The 21,182-nt window shown below is 64.2% G+C and carries 22 protein-coding genes and 1 pseudogene; 4 read left to right on the top strand and 19 right to left on the bottom strand.

Annotated features, from left to right (window positions below):
- The 11 genes and pseudogenes from NH448_RS19275 to NH448_RS19325 all read right to left on the bottom strand — a co-directional run.
- A pseudogene (locus tag NH448_RS19275) lies at nucleotides 1-367 on the bottom strand (molybdopterin molybdenumtransferase MoeA); the annotation flags it as partial.
- Nucleotides 357-869 (bottom strand): molybdenum cofactor biosynthesis protein B, encoded by a 513-nt coding sequence (moaB, locus tag NH448_RS19280; protein WP_045992220.1) that lies wholly within the window; start codon nucleotides 867-869, stop codon nucleotides 357-359. The gene moaB and the pseudogene NH448_RS19275, both read right to left, overlap by 11 nt.
- Nucleotides 870-889: 20 nt before the next feature.
- Complete coding sequence (locus NH448_RS19285) at nucleotides 890-1,219, bottom strand: DUF1244 domain-containing protein (protein ID WP_045992216.1); 330 nt, start codon at nucleotides 1,217-1,219, stop codon at nucleotides 890-892.
- 149 nt (nucleotides 1,220-1,368) lie between these two features.
- Nucleotides 1,369-2,412: a formate dehydrogenase subunit gamma gene (locus tag NH448_RS19290; RefSeq protein ID WP_045992215.1), complete on the bottom strand. Its 1,044-nt coding sequence runs from the start codon at nucleotides 2,410-2,412 to the stop codon at nucleotides 1,369-1,371.
- 9 nt (nucleotides 2,413-2,421) lie between these two features.
- Nucleotides 2,422-3,045 (bottom strand): formate dehydrogenase FDH3 subunit beta, encoded by a 624-nt coding sequence (gene fdh3B / locus NH448_RS19295; protein ID WP_045992214.1) that lies wholly within the window; start codon nucleotides 3,043-3,045, stop codon nucleotides 2,422-2,424.
- 34 nt (nucleotides 3,046-3,079) lie between these two features.
- Nucleotides 3,080-5,935, bottom strand: a complete 2,856-nt coding sequence (locus NH448_RS19300) for a formate dehydrogenase subunit alpha (RefSeq protein ID WP_045992213.1) — start codon at nucleotides 5,933-5,935, stop codon at nucleotides 3,080-3,082.
- Between the two features lie 18 nt (nucleotides 5,936-5,953).
- The gene (locus NH448_RS19305) at nucleotides 5,954-6,166 is read right to left on the bottom strand and encodes a twin-arginine translocation pathway signal (RefSeq protein WP_045992212.1); all 213 of its coding nucleotides are present in this window, start codon (nucleotides 6,164-6,166) and stop codon (nucleotides 5,954-5,956) included.
- A 2-nt stretch (nucleotides 6,167-6,168) separates the two neighbouring features.
- Nucleotides 6,169-6,828: a molecular chaperone TorD family protein gene (locus NH448_RS19310; protein ID WP_045992211.1), complete on the bottom strand. Its 660-nt coding sequence runs from the start codon at nucleotides 6,826-6,828 to the stop codon at nucleotides 6,169-6,171.
- The gene (locus NH448_RS19315) at nucleotides 6,825-8,627 is read right to left on the bottom strand and encodes a 4Fe-4S binding protein (RefSeq protein WP_045992210.1); all 1,803 of its coding nucleotides are present in this window, start codon (nucleotides 8,625-8,627) and stop codon (nucleotides 6,825-6,827) included. The genes NH448_RS19310 and NH448_RS19315 overlap by 4 nt, the downstream gene beginning before the upstream one ends.
- Before the next feature lie 119 nt (nucleotides 8,628-8,746).
- On the bottom strand, nucleotides 8,747-9,523 hold the full coding sequence (locus NH448_RS19320) for a DUF3306 domain-containing protein (protein ID WP_052704307.1): 777 nt from the start codon (nucleotides 9,521-9,523) through the stop codon (nucleotides 8,747-8,749).
- Nucleotides 9,520-9,951, bottom strand: coding sequence for a DUF3305 domain-containing protein (locus NH448_RS19325; protein ID WP_045992209.1), 432 nt, complete (start codon nucleotides 9,949-9,951; stop codon nucleotides 9,520-9,522). The genes NH448_RS19320 and NH448_RS19325 overlap by 4 nt, the downstream gene beginning before the upstream one ends.
- Before the next feature lie 236 nt (nucleotides 9,952-10,187).
- Here NH448_RS19325 and NH448_RS19330 point away from each other — a divergent pair, with 236 nt between their 5' ends.
- Complete coding sequence (locus NH448_RS19330; protein ID WP_045992208.1) at nucleotides 10,188-11,045, top strand: formate dehydrogenase accessory sulfurtransferase FdhD; 858 nt, start codon at nucleotides 10,188-10,190, stop codon at nucleotides 11,043-11,045.
- 31 nt (nucleotides 11,046-11,076) lie between these two features.
- Here the strand turns inward: NH448_RS19330 and NH448_RS19335 are convergent, their stop codons facing one another.
- Together NH448_RS19335 and NH448_RS19340 are read right to left on the bottom strand one after the other, a co-directional pair.
- Nucleotides 11,077-11,709, bottom strand: coding sequence for an XRE family transcriptional regulator (locus NH448_RS19335; RefSeq protein WP_045992207.1), 633 nt, complete (start codon nucleotides 11,707-11,709; stop codon nucleotides 11,077-11,079).
- 322 nt (nucleotides 11,710-12,031) lie between these two features.
- Nucleotides 12,032-12,967, bottom strand: a complete 936-nt coding sequence (locus tag NH448_RS19340) for a histone deacetylase family protein (protein WP_045992206.1) — start codon at nucleotides 12,965-12,967, stop codon at nucleotides 12,032-12,034.
- 228 nt (nucleotides 12,968-13,195) lie between these two features.
- Between NH448_RS19340 and NH448_RS19345 the strand changes: the two genes are divergently transcribed.
- The gene (locus tag NH448_RS19345; protein ID WP_045992205.1) at nucleotides 13,196-15,943 is read left to right on the top strand and encodes a bifunctional acetate--CoA ligase family protein/GNAT family N-acetyltransferase; all 2,748 of its coding nucleotides are present in this window, start codon (nucleotides 13,196-13,198) and stop codon (nucleotides 15,941-15,943) included.
- Nucleotides 15,944-16,023: 80 nt separating this feature from the next.
- On the opposite strand, the gene pdxH is transcribed toward NH448_RS19345, so the two are convergent.
- Nucleotides 16,024-16,665, bottom strand: a complete 642-nt coding sequence (pdxH, locus tag NH448_RS19350; RefSeq protein ID WP_045992204.1) for a pyridoxamine 5'-phosphate oxidase — start codon at nucleotides 16,663-16,665, stop codon at nucleotides 16,024-16,026.
- 264 nt (nucleotides 16,666-16,929) lie between these two features.
- Between pdxH and NH448_RS19355 the strand changes: the two genes are divergently transcribed.
- Nucleotides 16,930-17,733: a cytochrome b/b6 domain-containing protein gene (locus NH448_RS19355; RefSeq protein WP_045992203.1), complete on the top strand. Its 804-nt coding sequence runs from the start codon at nucleotides 16,930-16,932 to the stop codon at nucleotides 17,731-17,733.
- Nucleotides 17,734-17,745: 12 nt separating this feature from the next.
- Here the strand turns inward: NH448_RS19355 and NH448_RS19360 are convergent, their stop codons facing one another.
- The 5 genes from NH448_RS19360 to NH448_RS19380 all read right to left on the bottom strand — a co-directional run bounded on the left by NH448_RS19360 (nucleotide 17,746) and on the right by NH448_RS19380 (nucleotide 20,322).
- Nucleotides 17,746-18,234 carry a cytochrome c gene (locus NH448_RS19360; RefSeq protein ID WP_253029256.1) on the bottom strand — a complete coding sequence of 163 codons (489 nt, stop codon included), beginning with the start codon at nucleotides 18,232-18,234 and terminating at the stop codon, nucleotides 17,746-17,748.
- A 131-nt stretch (nucleotides 18,235-18,365) separates the two neighbouring features.
- A complete protein-coding gene (locus NH448_RS19365) occupies nucleotides 18,366-18,770 on the bottom strand; it encodes a DUF2069 domain-containing protein (protein WP_045992201.1) in 405 nt (134 codons plus the stop codon).
- The gene (gene wrbA / locus NH448_RS19370) at nucleotides 18,767-19,387 is read right to left on the bottom strand and encodes an NAD(P)H:quinone oxidoreductase (RefSeq protein ID WP_045992200.1); all 621 of its coding nucleotides are present in this window, start codon (nucleotides 19,385-19,387) and stop codon (nucleotides 18,767-18,769) included. The genes NH448_RS19365 and wrbA overlap by 4 nt, the downstream gene beginning before the upstream one ends.
- Nucleotides 19,388-19,458: 71 nt before the next feature.
- Entirely contained in the window at nucleotides 19,459-19,809 is a 351-nt protein-coding gene (locus NH448_RS19375; protein ID WP_253029257.1) for an arsenate reductase family protein, read from the bottom strand.
- Nucleotides 19,810-19,890: 81 nt separating this feature from the next.
- Nucleotides 19,891-20,322, bottom strand: coding sequence for a gamma-glutamylcyclotransferase family protein (locus NH448_RS19380; RefSeq protein ID WP_213227873.1), 432 nt, complete (start codon nucleotides 20,320-20,322; stop codon nucleotides 19,891-19,893).
- Nucleotides 20,323-20,491: 169 nt separating this feature from the next.
- On the opposite strand from NH448_RS19380, the gene smrA reads away from it, so the two are divergent.
- Nucleotides 20,492-21,109, top strand: a complete 618-nt coding sequence (gene smrA, locus NH448_RS19385; RefSeq protein ID WP_108133414.1) for a DNA endonuclease SmrA — start codon at nucleotides 20,492-20,494, stop codon at nucleotides 21,107-21,109.
- Nucleotides 21,110-21,182 lie beyond the last annotated feature (73 nt).

The raw sequence follows: 21,182 nt of genomic DNA on the forward strand, positions 1-21,182 counted from the left end.
CGGCCTCATCACCCTCGCGCTGGACCTTCTCCTGCATAACCACACAGTCGGCGCCTTCGGGCAGCTGGCCACCGGTAAAGATGCGGGCACAGCGGCCGCGCTCCAGTCGCTCGCCCGGGGCCCCGGCGGCCACTCGCAGGGCCACCGGCAGGCGTTGTCCGGCGTCTTCATGGTGCAGGGCGTAACCGTCCATGGCGCTATTGTCGAACGGCGGTACATCCAGGGCCGCCACGACCGGGGCTGCCAGCACACGGCCTTCGGCCTGTTCGCAGGGCTGGCGCTCCACCGGCAGCGGCGCGACGCCATCGAGCAGGGTGGCCAGGGCGTCCTCCATGGGCGCCAGTGACGCTGCGTGGCTAGACGTCATGCTGCCCCCGCTCCGGTATCACCAGATTGGCGAAGTTGCAGGGCCGGTGACGGCTGTCGAGCTGCTCGGCAAGGATGCCGTCCCAGGCGGTGCGGCAAGCGCCGGTGGAGCCCGGCAGGCAGAACACCACGGTGTGATTGGCCATGCCTCCCAGGCAGCGGCTTTGCACGGTGGAGCTGCCGATTTCCTGATAGGACAGCTGGCGGAACAGCTCGCCGAAGCCCTCGATGCGCTTGTCGAGCAGGGCCGATACCGCCTCCGGGGTGGAATCCCGTCCGGTGAAGCCGGTACCGCCGGTGGTCAGGATCACCTGCACTTCGGGGTCGGCGATCCAGCCTGACACCACCGCGCGGATACGATAGATGTCGTCGATCACGATCTGCTTGTCGGCGAGCTGGTGGCCGGCGTCCTCGAGTCGCTGCACCAGCGCCTGACCGCTGCGATCGGTGTCTTCGGTGCGGGTGTCGGAGACGGTCAGCACCGCCACCTTCAACCCGATCATGGTGTCCTGACTCACTGGCGTCACTCCTTGTCACCGGTACGCTGCTGCTTGGCCTGCTGGCGAGCCTCGAAGGCCGCCATCTGTTCTGGGGTGGCCTTGGCCTGATACCTGTCCTTCCATTCGCTGTAGGGCATGCCGTAGACGTGTTCACGGGCGCTTTCGTAGTCGAGCGTCTCACCGCGCTCTTCGGCGGCGGCGACCAGCCACTTGGACAGGCAGTTGCGGCAGAAGTCCGCCAGAATCATCAAATCGATGTTCTGCACATCCTTGTTGTCGTCAAGGTGGCGAAGCAGGCGGCGGAAGGCGGCCGCCTCGAGTTCGGTGCGAGTGGCCTCATCGAGGTGCTGCATGGGGGACTCCAGTAACAGAAAACGATCAGTCGGGCGACTGTCCCACGATGGTAACGCAAGACCGTCACAAGAACAGCGGCAAAAGAATGCCGCCCCGAGTGAGCCCGGGGCGGCGAGAGGGATAGCGGTCACCGTGGGTGGGGCTGCGCTCAGGAGGGGCTGGGAGATTCCGGTTTGGTATCGTCGGTGGCCTCCACGTCAGCCGGGGCCTCGGCCTGATCCTTGACCTCTTCGTACCACAGGTTGTGGTGCTGCTTGGCCCAGCTTTCGTCGACGTAGCCGGTGGTCATGCCCTCGAGCGCACCCTCGGTCCCCAGGGTGCCGATATAGATGTGACCGAAGGAGACGGCGGTAAGCGCGAGGGCACCCACCGCATGGATGATGTTGGCCCACTGCATGGTGTCCCGGCTCTGGTCGAAGTTCGGGAAGTCCAGAACCAGGCCGCTGACGAAGACAACCATGCCGGCCGTGGCCAACAGCCAGAACCAGGCCTTCTCGCCACCGTTGGCAAAACCGGCGTCGGGATGCTTGTCGCCGACCATGCCGCCGCCTTGCTTGAACCACTCGATATCGTGGGCCTTGATCCAGTTGTGCTTGAGAAAGCGCAACAGCACGAAGATCAGCAGCAGACCGAAGAACGGACCGATGTAGTTGTGCAGGAACTTTGTGCCGCTGATCATCGCAGCCCAGAAGGCGTCGCCAAACACTGGCTTGAACACGAACTTGCCGTAGAGAATGTTGAGGCCCGTCAGCGCCAGGATGATGAACAGCGTCGCCAGGGTCCAGTGCAGCGCCCGGCTGAGTACCGACCAGCGCAACAGCTTACGCCCGGTGCGTGGCTCATCGAGGCGGCTGCGGCCGACGATCAGATAGAAGATGGTGATCATCGCCAGCATGCCGCCCACGGCGATCAGCCCGAAGGGCGAGACCCACTTGTTGCGCCATTGGCGCCAGCTCTCGCCGCTCTGGTTGATCAGGCTGTAGGTCGAATCATGGCGAGTATCGATAAAGGACTCGCCATCCTTCACCTGGCGCCAGGTGTCGGCGTCGGCGCTGGGTACGGCGGTGGCGATCTCGGCATTGGGGTCGGCACCCATGGCGGGAGCGGCGCAGGCCAGCAACAGCAGCACCAGTGCCGGCAGCACCAGCCTCAGGGCTCCACCCGGTCGAGGCAAGGCATCACGAAGGTTCATGGGGCCTCCTCACTGGTTACGTGTGGCGTCGTAGGCCATGGCGTCGATCGCCGAGGGCGAGCCATTGCCGATATCCGACCAGGCGCCATCCTTGTGACCACGGCGCACCACCCGCTCGCGGAAGATGTCAGCAACGGTCTGGGCATCGCCTGCCAGCAGCGCCTTGGTCGAGCACATTTCGGCGCACAGCGGCAGCTTGCCCTCGGCGATGCGGTTGGCGCCGTATTTCTCGTACTCTTCTTCGGGGCTGTCGGCGGGGCCGCCGGCGCAGAAGGTGCACTTGTCCATCTTGCCGCGCTCGCCGAAGGCGTCCTGCTGGGGAAACTGCGGCGCGCCGAAGGGGCAGGCGTACAGGCAGTAACCGCAGCCGATGCACAGATCCTTGTCGTGCAGCACGATGCCGTCGTCGGTCTTGTAGAAGCAGTCGGTGGGGCAGACCGCCATGCAGGGTGCGTCATCGCAGTGCATGCAGGCCACCGAGATGGACACCTCGGACGGCTCGCCATCATTCAGGGTGACCACCCGGCGGCGCTGGATGCCCCACTCGACCTCGTTGGCGTTCTTGCAGGCGGTGACGCAACCATTGCACTCGATGCAGCGCTCGGCGTCACACATGAATTTCATCTGGGCCATGTCGAAACTCCTGTTGGATAGGTGACGTCGGTGTCTAGCTGGCGAGTTCGATGCGACACAGGGTGCACTTGGTTTCCTGCATCTGGGTCACCGAGTCGTAGCCGTAGGTGGTGGCGGTGTTGACCGCCTCACCGATCACGTAGGGCGTGGTGCCATCCGGATAGCGATCGGCCAGGCTTTCGCCCTGGAACATGCCGCCGAAGTGGAAGGGCATGAACACCACTTCCCGCGCTACCCGAGGCGTCACCATGGCCTTGACCTTGATACGGCCGCCTTCGGCGCCTTCCACCCACACCATGTTGCCGTCCTTGACCCCCAGGTCGTTGGCCAGGGCAGGGTTGATCTCGACGAACATCTCCTGCTGCAGCTCGGCCAGCCAGGACATGGAGCGCGTTTCCTCGCCGCCGCCTTCGTACTCGACCAGGCGGCCAGAAGTCATGATGATCGGGTACTTCTTGCTGGCATCATTCTGCTGAATGCTCTGGTACAGCGTCGGCAGGCGGTAGTGCGAGGCGACGTCATCCCAGGTGGGGTAGTCCTCGACCAGATCCCGGCGTGAGGTATAGAGCGGCTCGCGGTGCTTGGGAATCGGGTCGGGGAAGGTCCAGACGTTGCAGCGCGCCTTGGCGTTGCCGAAAGGTGAGCATTCATGGGCGATGGCAACGCGCTGGATGCCGCCGGACAGGTCGGTCTTCCAGTTCTTGCCTTCCGCCGCGGCCTTTTCTTCGTCGGTCAGCTCATCCCACCAGCCCAGGTCCTTGAGCATCTGGGCGCTGAACTCGGGGTAGCCGTCCTCGAGATCGGAACCGGCGCTGAACGAGTTGTCGGCGAGAATCGGGGTGCCTTCGTGCTCGATGCCAAAACGCGCACGGAAGGTCAGGCCGCCCTGGGACACCGGTTTGCTGGTGTCGTACAGAATGGGGGTGCCGGGGTGATTGAGCTCTGCGGTACCCCAGCAGGGCCATGGCAGGCCGTAGTAATCGCCGTCGGCCGGGCCGCCTTCGGCACGCAGATCGCGGAAGCTGAAGGTATGCCAGTTCTGCTGGTGGGTCTTGAGCCGCTCGGGGCTCTGCCCGGTGTAACCTACGGTCCACATGCCGCGGTTGAACTCCCGGGTAATGTCCTCGATCAGCGGCTCCTCGCCGTTGATCTGAATGTTCTTGAACAGCTCGTCGGCAAATCCGAGGCGCTGGCTCAGCAGGTACATGATGCTGTGGTCGGGCTTGGCCTCGAAGGCCGGCTCCACCACCCGGTCACGCCACTGCAGAGAGCGGTTGGTGGCGGTGACGCTGCCGTAGGTCTCGAACTGGGTGGCCGCCGGCAGAAGATAGACGCCATCGCTGCGATCGTGCATGACCCCGGCGACGGTGGGATAGGGGTCGACGATGACCATCATCTCGAGCTTCTGCATCGCTTTCTGCATTTCGGTGCCGCGGGTCTGGGAGTTGACCGCGTGACCCCAGTAGAACATCGCCTTCAGGCTGGTGCGCTGGGAGATGTCCTGGTCTTGCTCGAGGACGCCATCGATCCAGCGCGATACCGTGATGCCGCTGGAGTGCATGGGGTAGCCGTCGGCGTACTCGGTCTGATCGAAGCGGCTCTTGAGCCATTCGTAATCGAGGTCCCAGATCTGCGCCCAGTGCTTCCAGGCGGCTTCCGACAGACCGTAATAGCCGGGTAGCGAATGAGACATCAGGCCGAGATCGGTCGCCCCCTGGACATTGTCGTGCCCCCGGAAGATGTTGGCGCCGCCGCCTGACTTGCCGATATTGCCCAGCGCCAGTTCGAGGATGCAGTAGGCCCGGGTGTTGTTGTTGCCGGTGGTGTGCTGGGTGCCGCCCATGCACCAGACGATGCAGCCGGGACGGTTTTCTGCCAGCCGCCTGGCGGTATCGTACATGGCGGCTTCCGGCACCCCGGTGATGCGCTCCACTTCACTCGGCGGGAAGTTGGCAACCTCGTTGCGGACCTCGTCCATGGCGTAGACGCGCTGGTCGATGTACTGCTGGTCTTCCCAGCCGTTCTCGAAGATGTGCCAGAGCAGGCCCCAGATGAAGGCCACGTCGGAACCCGGCCGGATCCGCACGTAGTGGTCGGCCTTGGCCGCCGTGCGGGTGAAGCGCGGATCGACGACGATGATTTCGGCCTGGCTGCGCTCCTTGGCCAGCAGGATGTGCTGCATCGCCACCGGGTGCGCTTCGCTGGGGTTGGAGCCGATGAACATGATCGAGCGGCTGTTCTGGAGGTCGTTGAGCGAGTTAGTCATCGCTCCGTAGCCCCAGGTATTGGCGACGCCCGCCACGGTGGTGGAGTGGCAGATGCGCGCCTGGTGGTCGGTATTGTTGGTACCGGCCAGCGCCGCGAACTTGCGCATCAGGTAGGCCTGTTCGTTGCTGAACTTGGCCGAGCCGAGCCAGTAGACGCTGTCCGGGCCATGCTGCTCGGTCAGTTCCAGCACCTTGGCACCGATTTCGTCGATGGCCTGGTCCCAGGACAGACGTTGCCACTCGCCCCCGACCAGCTTCATCGGGTACTTGAGGCGGCGGGTGGAGTGACCGTGCTGGCGTAGTGAAGCGCCCTTGGCGCAGTGGGCACCGCGATTGATCGGGTGATCGAAGGCCGGTTCCTGGTGGGTCCAGACCCCTTCCTGGACTTCGGCGTAGACGCCACAGCCCACCGAGCAGTGGGAGCAGATGGTGCGGCGGGTTTCCACCGGAGCATCGCTGTAGGGCATCTTCTCGACCGCCTCGGCGCGTTGCATCATCGGTGAGCCGAACAGTCCAAGACCGGCGACACCGCTGGTCGCTGCGCCACTGCGCTTGAGGAACTGGCGCCGGGAAATGCCGAGACCGGAGACCTTGGGTGTGGTGGAGGTACGTGTCAGTCGCATGGCAGGCTCTCCTTGTTGTCAGTCGCGCAGGGATGCGTAGAAGGCACGTACGTGTTCTGTCTCGCGGTAACCGGCGCTGTCATCGGCTTTCTCGGTGGCGGTCGTGGCGCTGTCATCGCGCGCCACAGCAACCGAGGCCTGGCCGACCACCACCGCGGCACCGGCGGCCACGGTGCCGCCCCCCAGGGCCTTGAGAAGACGACGGCGTTGAGTGTTGGGCGTTGTGCTCATGCTCATTCTCCTGCTCCAAGGGCCTGGCCTCGGTCCTCGTGGACGCTGGTGCCGGGCACAGGGGTTCCAAGGGTAGTGTTGTCGATCAGGATGGCGCTCTCGCGCTGGAAAAACAGCGTCGCCAGTTCACCCAGCGCCGCATAGAAGGGGGTGTCGACCCGGGCAAGATCGTGCATGCAGCGGTTGGCCCAGGGTGCCAGGTGGCGATGGAAGAAGCTGCCGGCTCGCTGATCGTTCTGGCCGATCAGCATCGCCATGACCTCGCACATTGCCGCCAGATGATCTTCCGGCTCCGAGACGTCGGCAGAGCGCTGGATGCCCAGTGTCTTGAGATCCCGTCGCAGTGCGACCAGTGATGCTTCCATCAGGCCGCCTTCGCGGTAGTAGGAGGCGTAGGGCAGCACGTCGCCCTGGATGACCCCGATCAGATGACGAAAGTGGGCACGCTCCAGGCGTTCGACGTCGCTGTCGGCAGCAGCAGCGGCCAGCCGGCTCCAGGCCTGGCTCAGACGAATGTCGTCCGGCTCTCCCTCGAGGCCGGCAAGCCACTGGCGAAGGGCTTCGCTGGGGGGCTCGCGCAGCAGTGCCGCCAGCAGGGCGTAGATGTCGGCCCTCAGATCGGCTTCTTCGGTGCGGGAGTCAGGAATGTCGTGCGTGGTCATAGCTTGAGCTGGGCCTCCGGATTGGTCGCCATCTCGTGCCATACGTCCTTGACCCGGCAGTCCTGACACATTTCCAGCCGACGTGCCTGGTCACCACTGAAGTACGCATGGTTGGCCAGCTTCTGCTGGATGGCGGCGATGGTGCGGGCGTTGGCGAAGGCGCTGCCACAGACGATGCAGTGAAAGGGTGCGTCTTCGTGGCACACTCGCCACTGGCTGCGTTCCGCGCTGGCGAGGAAGCCGGGAGACAGGCGGATGGCGGATTCTGGACAGCTCTTGCTGCACAGGCCGCACTGGACGCAGTCTGCTTCGCGAAAGTCGAGGCGCGGGGTGTCGCCTCCGGCGCCGAGCGCGCCGGTCGGGCAGCTGGCAACACAGCCCATGCACAGAGTGCAGGCATCGGCATTGACCTCGATGCCACCGAATGGGCTGCCCGGAGGCATCGGGTGCCGCTCGCCGTCGACATGGCCAGTGGCGGCCAGATGGTCCAGTACCAGGGTGAGACGCTCGCGCTTGCCGGGCGCTTCTGCGCCATCTGTTGCCCCTGTATTGCCGGGTCGTCCGCCGGCCATTTGTACCGTGGCCGACGGGGTGTCCTTGTCGCTTTCGAACGCTTGAGCCTGTTCCAGGGAGCGCAGCCGGGGCGTCAGACCCGCATGGCGAGGCAGGGCGAGCGAGCTTTCCTGCTCCTCGTCGCTGAACCACTGCAATCGGCCGGGATCATGCCCCAGCGCCTCGAGGATCGCTCTGCCCTGGGCCAGTTGATCCTCCAGGTGAGCGACCAGCCTGTCCGGCATGTCGGAGTAGGCCTGGATGCGCACTTCGCAGGCGCCGGCGGCAATGGCCGACAGCCAATGGTCGACGCCGGCAGAACCCAGATCTTCCAGCGCCACATCGATGACGTGGCCGGCCGCGTCGGGTTGCAGGTGCTGGGCGTGATCGGCCTGAACGAATCGCAGCACCGCCGACTGGCCGCCGGCGGCGTGGTAGTGGTCGAGCCAGGCGAGCAGGGTGTCCTGCTGGCGCAGGCTATGCGGTTGGCGGAATTCGATGGCCCCGGTGGGGCAGGCGCTGGTACAGCTACCAACCCCCTGACACAGGTAGGGATCGATCTCGATGCGGGCATCGATGCGTCCGGGGACGCTCTTGATGGCGTCGGCGGGACACACTTCCAGACAGCGGGTACAGCCACCGAAGCCACGAGTGGAGTGGGCGCAGCGATCGGCGTGGACCTCGAAGTAGCGGGGCTTTTCGAATTCACCGATATAGTCGCCGAGGCCGTCGATCAGCGTCGTGCGCGCTTCACCGGCGACCGGGGCATGAAAATAGCCGGGAGGTGGCAGTTCCAGGGGCAGGCGCGGTGTCGGTGTCAGGTCCAGCACCAGGTCATGGTGTTCTCGGCCCAGCAGCGCCCGGGCAAGCTCGATGGGGCCCTCATGGCCGTCGAGCCAGGCGCTGAAGTGGCCAAGGTAGCCTTCCAGGTGCAGCCGTCCGAGTTGGGAGGCGAGTAGCGGCTGGAGCTGCACATCGGCAGCCTCGGCACGCTGCAACAGAGCATCATCCGGCACATCGGTCACCACCAGCGTGATACTGGCAAGCCCTTGTTCAAGCCCTCGTGCACGCTCCAGCACTTCCAGCAGGGGCGCGCTGTCGCCAATCGCCAGTAGATGGCCATGGCTTTGGTAACCCACCGTTGCTGCGACGAGATTGAGCGGCCAGGAGACGGCGCCAAGGGCTCGCTCACGGGCCTGCCGGTTGACCTCGGTGTCCACCGGCACGGTTGCGATTTTCTGGTTCATGCTGACTCACGGTCGAAAACTTTGTGTTCGTTATGATTTTTTTCTTATGTGTCATCCCCAAGTGTGAGCGCTCTACATCAAATGCGCCAACACTCCTTGGTCGAAGGCGGTAAGCACCGCTATGACGAGGTGGGACCAGGCCCCTCGGGATCTTCCTCGCTGGCAGCCAGCGCCCGGCCAGCGGCTGGCGCTGCACGGCCTGCCTTGGCGGATGCGGAGGTGTGGCAGACACCTCGTTCGCCAGCTTGTGTCATGGCCTCCGACGTTGTGGCGTCGTCCGGTAACGGTGATGGCGTCGTGGTGGTATCGGCGACGTCCTCGTCGCTAGCGCCGTCTCCCTGATCGCTGTGCTCTGGCGGGGTGTCTGAAAGAGCGTCTGGCGTTTCGCCCGCTGAGTCGGCGACGCTGTCTTCTGCGGCCTCCTCGTCATCGACGTTATCCCACCACCGGCGCAGGCGCTGGGCGGTCTCGCTGGGCAAGGGGGTCAGCTTGGCGCGAAAGTCATCATCATAGTCATCCAGCCCGTCGCGCAGGTTGTAGCGTTCACCGCGAAACAGCTGGCGCAGGGCGCGTTTCTTGAGCGCCCGGTCCACGCCCGAGGCGAGGTATGCCCGAATATCGCTGCCTGGCGCCAGCGACTCGGGAGGCGGTAGCTCGACGTCCGCATCAGAGGTCGCGTCCGCAATTGATGCGCCGTGCTGGGCATCGTGCTCGGGCGCGGCAGCGGTATCGACCTCGGAGTGGCACGGTTCGGCATCGCTGCTGGCAATTGGGGCGGCGGGGGCTCGCTGCGTGTCGAGAGCAGCATCACTGGCGGCGGTGGCGTCAGGGGGGGCGCCGTCGACAACCGACGGGTCCTTGAGCTTTCTGCGGGACCACTGTGACAGGCGACTCATGGGGTGTTCTCCCGGGCACGTCCGGCACCCTTGCGCTTTTTCTTGCGCCCCTCGATCGGCGCCTCGCCATGGGCCACCAGATAGGCCTCTATCCAGGCCTGGATCGCCAGTGGCATCTCTGTGGCGAGCACGCGGTGTTCTCCGTCCATCCAATTGGCCGCGACGTCCTGGCTGGCGGTGATGGCATCGATATGGGGCTCTCCGTCGCTGTGTCCGGCGCGGATAAACAGACGTGGGGCAGCGGCCTGAAGGTTGAACCGATAAGCCGCCCGCTCGGTCAGGCTGAGCACCAGCGTCACGACGCTGGGCCCCTGATCGCCAGGCTCCAGACGCTCGACTGCCCAGCTGCGCTGGCGAAAGCCCTTGATTACCTTGTCCTGTGGCGTGATCGTCACGCTGAGTGGCCGGCGATTGGCTAGCCTCGTCATGGCGTAATGTCCTTGGCAATGGCAGGATGCGGTCAGTCATGCCGTCGAACCTGATCCGTGGTTCCGACTGCTTTTATCGGCCGACTCGTGTCAGCAAGTAGTATTAGCAAAGCAGTTTCCGCATCACGCCGTCAATTCGACGTTATCCGGCCACCTCAGCGCTTATTGTCCGATGGGAAGGTCTATCGGAAAGGTTTGTAGGGAATGTTTATCGGGAACGTTTATCGGGGATCGAGATGTCGACCATACAACGTAGTCACGCCCTGTTGCCGCCCACCATCGAGATCGACGTCGTCGATGAGTTCGGCGAGTCGCACCGTCAGGCTATCGCCGCGGAGCGCTCGCTGACGGTGTACCTCAATCGGCGGGAGATCGTCACCCTGATGTCGCTGGGAGCGGACCCGGAGGCGTTGGTGGTGGGCTATTTGCGCAATCAGGGGTTGATTACGCAGCGCGAAGACCTCGAGGCGGTGATGGTCGACTGGGAAGTCGAGGCTGCGGCGGTGGTCACTCGCCATTCGCCGGAGGATCTGGAGCAACGGCTAGGCCAGCGCACCGTTACCACCGGCTGCGGTCAGGGCACGGTATTCGGCCGCCTGCTCGATGCGGTGCCACAGACCCGGCTGTCCCAGGCCAGGGTGAGTCAGTCGGTGATCTATCGGCTGCTCGACAACCTGGGAGACTACAACGAGACCTACCGCAGCGCGGGGGCGGTCCATGGCTGTGCGTTATGTCGCCAGACCGAGGTGCTCGACTTTGTCGAAGACGTGGGCCGGCATAATGCGGTGGACACCCTGGCTGGCCGAGAGTGGCTCGACGACCTGCCGCTCGGCCAGGCGGACATCTTCTATACCACCGGACGGCTGACGTCTGAGATGGTGCTCAAGGTGGCCCAGATGGGTATCTCGGTGCTGGTGTCGCGCTCAGGCGTTACCCAGAAGGGCGTGGAGCTGGCCCGGCGCTTCGGCGTGCTGCTGATCGCTCGGGCCAAGGGGCGCAGGCTCCAGATTGTCCATGGGCGCGAGCGCTTCGACTTCGACGCACAGCCGGCCCGGCGTCCCGGAGATATCAAGCGCCGGCAGACGAAAGACTAGGCGCCATCGGGGGCTTCCCAGACGTTGTCGCTCAGGTGTTCTCGCGACGGGTACAGACCGACAGTACGGTGGCGTCCTCTTCACTCACCGAAACCAGCGCGTGACCCATGTCGCTGTCGAAGTAGATACTGTCGCCTGCAACCAGGCGCAGCGGCTCGTAGAATTCCGAGTACAGCAGAATCTCGCCGTCCAGCACCATCAGGAATTCCTCGCCATCATGGCGCACCCACTCGGAAAATTCCTCGAAGTGTCTGGCGCGCACGATGGTCTTGAACGGGATCATGCGCTTTTGCGCCAGCTCACAGCTGAGCAGCTCGTGTTCGTAGGTTGGGGTAGGGTGGCGCTGGCCTTCGCCGCGGCGCGTCATGTCTCGCCTGCCCATGGTGCGGGTCTGCTGCCTGGGCGGTGACAGCAGTTGGGGCAGGTCGATGTCGAGGCCGCCGATCAGCTTCTGCACGGCGGTAAAGGTCGGCGAGATCTGATCGTTCTCGATCTTCGACAGGGTCGAGCGCGCGAGACCGGTCTTCTGGCTGACGTCCTCCAGGGTCCACTGGTTGGCCAGACGAATCTCCTTGAGTCGCTCCCCCAGACGAAGGGGTTCGACGAAGGCCTTGCGGCCGGAGGCGATCTTGAGTGCCGCCTCCTGATCGGTGTGTTGCGCCATGTCGTGTTCACAATAGGAAACCAGGTTTCCTCTAGGCTACCACAGCTTCGCCACTCCCTGCCTGTGTCTCGGCGGGCCTTCGACCCGGGTTTTCTATCTGAGCTATCTGCCCCGGCCTGCTATTGGAGTTTGCTGACAGTCTGGCGGCCGAGTCCACCATGAGGCAGTTCGGCGCGTCGATATTTCCCGGACATGTTTCCCGGCATCGGGAAACACAGGCCGATGGCAGGGGCAGGGCAAAGCAAGGACAAGGGCAAGGGCAAGGGGTAAGCCAAGCCACCAGGTGAAAGGCGATTCGCCATGACGGCTCCAGTCGCCGTCGTCAGGGCTGGTAGGCCAACCCCAGCAGGGCCCGCAGATGGGCTTCCACCGAACGTCCCAGCGCCGCCAGGTCATAGCCCCCTTCCAGCACAGAGACGACGCGGCCCTCGGCATGTCGCCGGGCAATATCGAGGATACCCTGGGTGATCCAGTGGTAGTCCTCGTCGGCGAGACACAACTCTGCCATGGGGTCGTCGCGATGGGCGTCGAAGCCCGCCGAGACCAGTATCAGCTCAGGGCGGAAGTCTTCAAGAGCGGGCCACCAGTCACGCTCGATGGCCGCGCGAAAACCAGCGCTTTCGGTGCCGGCGGGCAGCGGCGTGTGGACCACGTTGGGGTAAGGGGTATCCAGATAGCGCCAGGGGTAGAAGGGATACTGGAAGCTGGTGCAGACCATCACCTCGGGGTCATTCTTGAAGATGTCGATGGTGCCGTTGCACTGGTGGACATCGAAGTCGAGGATGGCGATGCGCCGCGCTCCGTAGACGGCGCGGGCGTGGGCCGCGCCGACGGCAACATTGTTGTAGAAGCAGAAGCCCATGGCCTCCTGGGCCTCGGCGTGGTGACCGGGAGGCCTGACCGCACAGAAGACATTGTCGGCCTGACCGCGGAACACCTGATCGACCCCCTTGACCACGGCGCCGGCGGCCAGACGTGCGGCCTGCAGGCTGTCGCTGTTCATCAGGGTATCGGCGTCGATCGAGGCGTGCCCCTCCTGGGGCGAAGCCTGCTCCAGCCGAGCGAGGTGCGCCTCGGGATGCACGCGCTGCAACTGCTCTTCAGTGGCCTCCCGAGCGTCTGCCTGCATCGCGTGTTGCAGCACGCCAGAGCGCATCAGTTGCGCCCTGATGGCATCGAGTCTCAAGGGACTCTCGGGATGATCCGGCCCCATGTCATGACGCTGGCAGTACGGGTGACTGAGAAAGGCTGTGATCATCGATATCTCCGACTGGTCTGGCGCCACCTTAGGAGTAATACGAACCCCGAGACAGTGGCAAATGGTCGAAGCGTGATGCCAAGGATGCCTTGTTCCTGGTCAAGCTAGCGCTGGACGTGGTTGTGGGGTAGCGCCACACTCCGGCACTATTTCCATAACGTTCAAGTGCGCAAGTCCGCACAATTCGCCGCCAGGGTGTCGGCTACCCGTCGCCTGAGGAGACCACCTGTGAGCACCCAGTTTCTTCGTCGCTTTTTCGATCCCGCCTCGATCGCCGTGGTGGGTGCCTCCGAGAAGCCAGAGTCCACGGGTGGGCAGGTCATTCGCAATCTGCTTGACGGCGGCTACGGCGGCAAGCTGTGGGCGGTCAACCCCAAGGGGTACGCCAGCGTCCACGGGGTCGAGTGCGTCGCTCGCACCTCTCAACTTCCCGAGGTGGTGGACCTGGCGATCCTGTGTTCGCCGGTCTCGACCCTGCCGAAACTGTTGAGCCGGCTGGGTGAACGCGGGGTGCGCGCGGCCCTGGTACTGTCCGGTGGCAGTCAGCTCGAACAGGACGAAGGCGGCAAGTCGTCGATCCGCCAGCGCATGCTCGATGCGGCCCGGTCCTCCGGCATCCGAATACTGGGGCCGGAGTGCATGGGCTTGATCGTGCCGGGACGACGGCTCAATGCGTCCTACTCCAGTCATACGGTGCCCAGAGGCAAGGTGGCGTATCTGGGGCAGTCGGGCATGCTGGCCAACGCCATGATCGACTGGGCGGCCGGGCGCGGGATCGGCTTTTCTCACCTGCTGACGCTGGGGGAAAGCGTCGATGTCATGCTTCCCGACCTGATCGACTACATCAATCAGAACTCGCCTACCCAGGCGATCCTGTTGCACCTTGAACGGGTCCACGACGCCCAGCACTTCATGACCGCCGTACGTGATGCGTCGCGCAATCGGCTGGTACTGGCGATCAAGAGTGGCAGGACCAGCCAAGCCGACCTCAGCGGCCTGCCACCGACGCCAGGCGTCACCCATCGTGATCGGGTCTTCGATGCGGCCTTCGCGCGTGCGGGCGTGGTAAGGGTCAACGATTCCGATGAGCTGTATGACGCCCTGGAGACACTGTCACGGATGCGCCCACTCAAGGGTGACCGTCTGGCGATCGTATCCAACGGGCTGGGGCCGGCCATGCTGGCCATCGACAAGTTGATCAACGCCGGAGGTCGTCTGGCCGAGTTCGAGGAGGCTACCCAGGCATCGCTGCGCGAGCGAGACCTCGATATCAGCAAGCCCGGCGAAAACCCGGTGGATCTCGGGGGCTACGCCACCCCGGAACGCTTCGTCGCAGCGTTGGAGATCGTCGCCGCCGACCCCAATGTGGACGCCGTACTGGTGGTCCATGCTCCGACACGTCTGGCGCCTTCCAAGGCGACCGCCGAGGCGCTGATCCGTGAACGCAAGCGCTTTCGGCGTAACCTCTTGACCAGCTGGATGGGCTTCGAACAGGCGATCGGCGCTCGTCACCTGTGTCACGAAGCGGGTGTACCCACCTATCTGTCGCCGGAGAAGGCGGTGAAGGCCTTCATGCACATGGTCGACTATCAGCGGGTCCAGTCGCTATTGCAGCAGACGCCCCCGAGCCTGCCGTTTTCGACCTCGGCCGAGGTGCGAGAGCGCTGCCACCGGCTGATCGACGAGGTGCTCGCCGATGGTCGCGAGAGCCTGACCCATAGCGAGACCGCCCAGGTGCTCAAGGCCTACGGCCTGCCGGTGGCGGAGAGTCGCTATCCCGACGGTGCCCAGGCCGCCGAGGAGGCCGCCCGGGAGCTGACGGGACCCTTCGCGATCAAGATCGTGCACGACGGCAACAGTCGGCCGTTTCGTTACCGCCGACATCCTCACAAGCTGTCGGCGGGGCTGGTCCAGGATCTGGCCGGACCCGGCGACGTGGCCGAGGCGGTGGATCGCCTCAGCGAGAAGGTCTCCGAGAAATTTCCCGGCTTTCGCGTGCGAGAGTTCTGTCTCCAGCCCATGCAACGGGGCAAGCATTCGATGCAGCTGTGCGCAGGCATCACCCGGGACCCGGTCTTCGGACCACTGATTCTATTCGGCATCGGCGGCTACAAGGTCAATATTCTGGCGGATCGACAGGTCTCCCTGCCGCCCTTGAACATGACGCTGGCCGCGGACATGGTGTCTCGTACCCACGCCGCGCGGCTGATTCGTGAGCACTCGAGTGATCCAGAGCGCGATGAACAAAGGCTGTGCCAACTACTGGTGACCCTGTCGCAGATGGCCACCGACCTGCCTCGGCTGCGTGGTCTCGAGATCAACCCGCTGCTGCTCAATCGCGACGGCATGGTGGCGGTGGACTTCGCCATGGACCTCGGTTCTCCGGCGCGCTTCGCGATCATGCCCTATCCCGAAGAACTGAGGGAGTGGGTCAAGCTCAGAAACGGCTGGGACGTCGAGTTCAGGCCCATTCGGGCTGAAGATGCCCCGCTGATTACCGACTTCCACGGGCAGTTGTCCGAGGAGAGCATCCGCTTTCGCTACTTCCACAACAAGACCGATTTAAGCCAGGGCGATCTGTCGCGCCTGGCCCATATCAACTACGACCGACAGATGGCGTTTATCGCCGAGCGCCTTTGCGAAGACGGCAGCAAGGAGATGCTGGGGGTGGTTCGGGTCTGGAACGATCCCGACAATATCCGAACCGAGTTTTCGATCATCATCCGCGATGACCTTCAGGGGCTCGGTATCGGCAGTCGTCTGATGGAAAAGATGATCCGCTACTGCAAGGGGGTCGGCACCCTGGAGATGGTCGGCAAGATCATGATCGACAACCACCCCATGCGCGCACTGATGAAGCACCTCGGGTTCCGACAAAGCTTCAACATGGAGGAGCAGGTGGTGGACGCAGTGCTGCGCCTCAACGAGCCGGGCAACGATTGGCAGCGCCACCGCCTGGAACGGCCGATGGAGTAGCAGGTCGACGTTCGATGCCAGGACCGCCGGCCTGGCCTCCCGCCTGTGCTTGCAAGGCGGGAGCCGGTCGGATGAATCGTTCAGGGTGCCAGCCGCACCACTTCCCAGTGGCCATCGCGGCGGCCGTAGCGAACCCGGTCATGCAGGCGACTGGGCTGTCCTTGCCAGAACTCGATCATTTCGGGGACGACGCGGTAGCCGCCCCAGTGCACCGGGCGCGGGATATCCTGGCCTTCGTAGGCCTTCTCGAAGCGCCGCTGGCGCTGCTCGATCCAGTCGCGATCGGGGATGACCACGCTCTGGGTGGCGATCCAGGCCCCGAGCTGACTGCCGCGGGGACGGCTTGCAAAATACTCGTCCGACTCCTGCTCGGTGACCTGCTCGGTGCGTCCCTCGATGCGCACCTGGCGCGCCAGCTTGGGCCACCAGAAGGTCAGGGCCGCATGGGGGACGTTGGCCAGTTCGCTACCCTTGTGGCTGTGATAGTTGGTGTAGAAGACCATCCCGTTTTGATCGAACCCCTTGAGCAGCACCACCCGCGCGTGGGGCAGGCCCTGGCTATCCACGGTCGACAGGGTCATGGCATTGGCATCCTGGGGATCGGTATCCAGGGCCAGGGCGAACCACTCATCGAACATGGTGAAGGGATCGTTGGGAACCTGGCCTTCGTCCAGGCTGCCGCCTTCATAGTCACGTCGAATGTCCGCAATATCACGGGTCATCGGTATCTCCGGTGGAATCAGACAAAAAAAGGACGGCCACTAGGGGTACCGTCGTCCAATTGATAAATCATCGCACCTTGTGTCCGAGATGTCGCCCCGCGTCGCCGGGAACACCACCGTCATCGTCGCGAGTCATGATGAATGTCAGCTGCTACAGCTTTAGCAAGTACCGTTTTGGCAAGGCGCCACCACAGGGAGTGGCTATCTTGAGTATATCGTCACTGGCGCCAGGCGTGGTGCCTTTATCAGCGAGGGGGAGCGACCATGCCATCTGTCGAGTCAACGTCAGCCGCCGAGCACAGGCCGTCAGGGCGTAGCCGGCGTGTCTGGAGCCTGGTCATCCGGCTATTCCACTGGGGGCTGGTGGCCTGCGTTGTACTCTCATTTCTGACCATGAAAGTGGAGACCGACCTGTTCGACTTTCCGCAGAACGTGCACGCCAGGGCTGGGCTGATAGCGCTTGGGCTTGTGCTGTTTCGCTGGGGGTGGGCGCTGGTCGGCGATCACCACGCGCGCATCGGCTCATGGTTGCGATCTCCCTCGGTAACGCTGGCCTATGCCAGAGACCTGATGAAGCGACGTGCCGATATCTTTGCCGGTCACAATCCGCTGGGGGGCTGGGCGGTGCTGGCGATGCTGACGATGCTGACGATTCAGGCACTGACGGGGCTCTTTGTCACCGATGACATCTTCTTCGAGGCGCCGCTGCATACCCTGGTGCCAGCAGCAGTCAGCGACACGGCTCTGTGGATTCATCACCTCAACGCGAATGTGCTGCTGGCGCTGATCGTGCTTCACCTGGGGGCTCTGCTAGCCCATCGCTGCCTCGGCGAGCGACTGGTAGGCGCCATGTTCAGCGGCCGCAAGACGCTGCCGCGTGGTGCGCACTGGGCCGAGACGGACACAGAGATCCACCAACAACCAGAGCAACAGTCAGATCACCAGCAAGGGCAAAGTGGAAGCAGCGGAAAAGGGGTAGAGCCTGGCCGCTCGGCCCTGATGGTACGAGCGGCGCTGCTGGCCCTGTTCAGTACGGGGTGTGTGATGTGGCTGTGGGGGCGCTTGTGAAGCGGCGAAGGGTCACTCGGCGCGGAAGTTGTCGTGACACCCCTTGCAGGTATTGCCGACGGTGGCTACCTGCTTGAACAGCGCATCCTGGTCACCACCATCGGCCATCTCGGCGAGTTTTGCGGTTTCCTCGATCAGGGTGTGGTAGCGCTGGTCGAAGTCTTCGTAGTCATCGGCGATGTCCGCCAGGGCATCGGTCTCGACGCCATGGTCGTCTCCCTGCAGTGAGCCCTTGACGAAACCTTCCCAGGGTAGCGGCGCCACGGCGGCGAGGCGACGCGCCTTCTCGAGAAACAGTTCGGCGTCGAAGTCGCGCTTGCCCTGGGCCATCGCGCCCAGCGGGCCGATCTGCCAGGCCATCACGCCTAGCACGTCCTGACGGTATTCGATGGCGTCTTCGATCTCGACGCTGGCATCGGGGAGTTCCTCGGCGAGTGCACAAGCGCTGGCCAACGTTAGTCCAAGTCCGGTCACGAGGGCATGCAACGGGGTCACGGTCATTGTCCTTACTCCTTGCCTGGCGACATGGGCCGGGCGTTGTCGAGGATGGCGTCGCGAATGCAACGACATCCTCAAGATAGCAAGGAGAGCGGCTGCCGCCAGAAGGGCATGACGGTCGGCCTGAACAAGAGCTATGAATTGCCCTGGTGCTGTCGCATCTGACGAGAGCGAAAGCGTGCGTAGCCCATGCAGCCGGTAAACAGCACCAGCGCCACCAGTGCCTCAGCGACGCCACGCAGACCGAGTCCCGGCAGGGTGGCGATCATCACCCCCTGGGCGAAGTAGAGCAGACTGACGAAGGCCAGCCAGGCGTGGCCCCGTGGACGGCGGGTCAGGATGGATGGCAGAAACAGCACAAGAGGCAGCACGAAGGCGATCATCGGGCCGAAACGATTGCCGTCGGCTTCCACCGCGATACCGCGGTACACCATCATTGCCAGCAGCAGGCCAAAGCCGACCAGCACCAGCTGGCGCGACTGCCGGGTCAGGCGGTCAAGCCCGCGGCGCTGTTCTACCCCCTCAAGCCAGGCTCTCATGAGGCCCCCTTGCGGGCGTCAGCCAGAGCGAGCGTCAGCCGCGCCAGGCGCGCGCCCTGGGCGAAGGCCAGCTCACGCTCGTGTTCATCCAGTGGGCGATCGCTGCGAACGCCTGCCAGGTGGCTGACGCCGTAGGGGGTGCCTCCGCCCTGGGTGCGGGTCAGGGCCGTCTCGCTGTAGGGCAGCCCGGCGTAGACCATGCCATGGTGGAGCAGCGGCATCAGCATCGTCACCAGCGTCGTCTCCTGGCCACCGTGCAGGCTCGAGGTAGAGGTGAAGGCGGTGGCGGGCTTGTCGATCAGCGCTCCTGACAGCCACAGCTCGCTGGTGCCGTCGAGAAAGTGCTTGAGAGGAGCCGCCATGTTGCCGAAGCGTGTGGGGCTGCCGAGCGCCAGGCCACTGGCGTTGCGAAGATCGTCGAGGTCAGCGTAGATAGCGCCTTCGGCGGGAATTTCCGGGTCCACCGCTTCACAGGTCGGCGACACCGGAGCCACGGTACGCAGGCGAGCATCGACGCCGGCGACAGACTCGACACCGGCGGCGATGCGCTCGGCCAGCGCCCGGGTGGCGCCCTGGCGGGAGTAGTAGAGGACCAGAACGTAGGGCAGATCCGACATGCACTTTCCTTATGGCAAGAGCCTATGGGTTGACGAAAGCCCGAGGCAACGGGCGAAGAGGCTGGCTGGCCTCAACTCTCCAGCAGTGACGTGATGGCCTCGGGCGGGCGGCCGATTACCGCTCGCTCGCCGTTGTCGAGAATCGGGCGCTGGAGGATTCGAGGATGGGCCAGGATGGCAGCCACCACCTGGGATTCATCTTCACGGTCGGCGCCCAGGTTCTTCCATTCGGTCTCGTTGGCGCGCACCAGGTCGCTGAGCTTGCCGTCCAGCCGGGCGATCAGGCCACGCAATTCCTCACCGTCCAGGGGATCGTCGAGGTAGCGGCGGACCTGGACCTCGGCGCCGGCCTGCTCCAGCAGGGCAAGGGCTTCGCGGGACTTCGAACAGCGAGGATTATGCAATAGCGTGAGTGCGGCCATGACAGCTCCGGTCGAGTGGGAATCGGCGGCTATTGTAGATCGCCGGCGCGACCGGCCACAACGACGCGCCGCCAAGGCAGGTCATTGCTCGAGAAGGCGATAGGCCCAGACCTCATCGCCGCGAGCGAGGGTTAGCCTGACGCGCTCGTAGCGCACGCCCAGACGCTCGTAGCGGTCCAGTTCGGCCAGGGTCTCGCTATCCACCGCCAGTAGCTGTCCGGCCACCTGGTCGTCACGATCGACCTCCAGGTCGAGCCCCTCTCGGCGATACCCGGGGAGCAGTGCGGGCGTCGACTCGAGTCTTTCTCCGGTCACCAGCCAGCGCACCCAGGGGGAGCGCAGGGTGCCGTAGACAAAGACTGGGTGGGGGCCGTCAGCGGACTGCTCCATGGCGGCCGGAGGCGTATAGCCATAGGGGCTCTGGTAGGTGTACCAGAACCAGCCGTAAAGGCCGATGATCAGTGCGCCAACAAGACAGAGCAGGCGGGCAAGCCAGAGCGTCAGGGTGTTCATGGGGGACCAATGACAAATGAGCGGTGTGTGCCGGAAATCGAAAGGCGGCGTGTCTCGCTTGACTAGCCTCTCACCAGGCGGCCGGCTTGTCGAACCGAGGTTTCCCTCTATCGGCGGCGGTCCTGGCCTTGCTAGGATAAAGATTCCCGCCAAGACGAGGAGGTGCCCCATGAGCGAATTTCTCCGCGCCGAGTCTTTTGATGGTGCCCATGATGATGTGGACTTCAAGGCCATGATGGGGGACGTCCAACCACTGCGCCAGGCCAACAATCGTGCCGATGCCGGCCGTCGCCGAGGCGCGCCAACCGAATCACAGCTGGCCAGGCGTCGTCATGCCCTGAGTGGAGACGACGGGCTTGATGGTCTCAGTGACGACTTCGTCGACCTGGTGCCTCCCTTCGATCCGCTGGAATACCGCCGCGATGGCATTCAGACCGGAGTGGTCGAGCGCCTGCGGCAGGGCGGCTATCCGGTGCAGGCCAGTCTTCACCTGCTGCGGCGCCCGTTGCATGAATGCCGGGGGAGTCTGCCCCAGTTCATCCGCGACGCCTACGCGGCGGATCTGCGCTCGGTGTTGATCGTCCATGGACGCAGCCGCGAGATCGATGGCGCCGCCAATGTGCTGCGCTCCTGTCTGGCCAAGTGGCTACCCGCCCTCGACGAGGTCCAGGCGTTCGTGTCTGCTCAGGAGGCTGACGGTGGACTCGGCGCCACCTGGGTGATGCTCAGAAAGAGCGAGCGTGCCCGCGCGGCGAACCGTGAACGCCAGCAGAAGCGTCGCGGATAGACCTGGCGAAGCCTGTTGCGGCTTCCCGGCCGCTTTCCTGCATCGATCCTCTTGTTACTTCCTTTCCACCCGG

Source organism: Halomonas sp. OfavH-34-E (genome assembly GCF_024124525.1).
Classification (GTDB): Bacteria; Pseudomonadota; Gammaproteobacteria; order Pseudomonadales; family Halomonadaceae; genus Halomonas; species Halomonas litopenaei.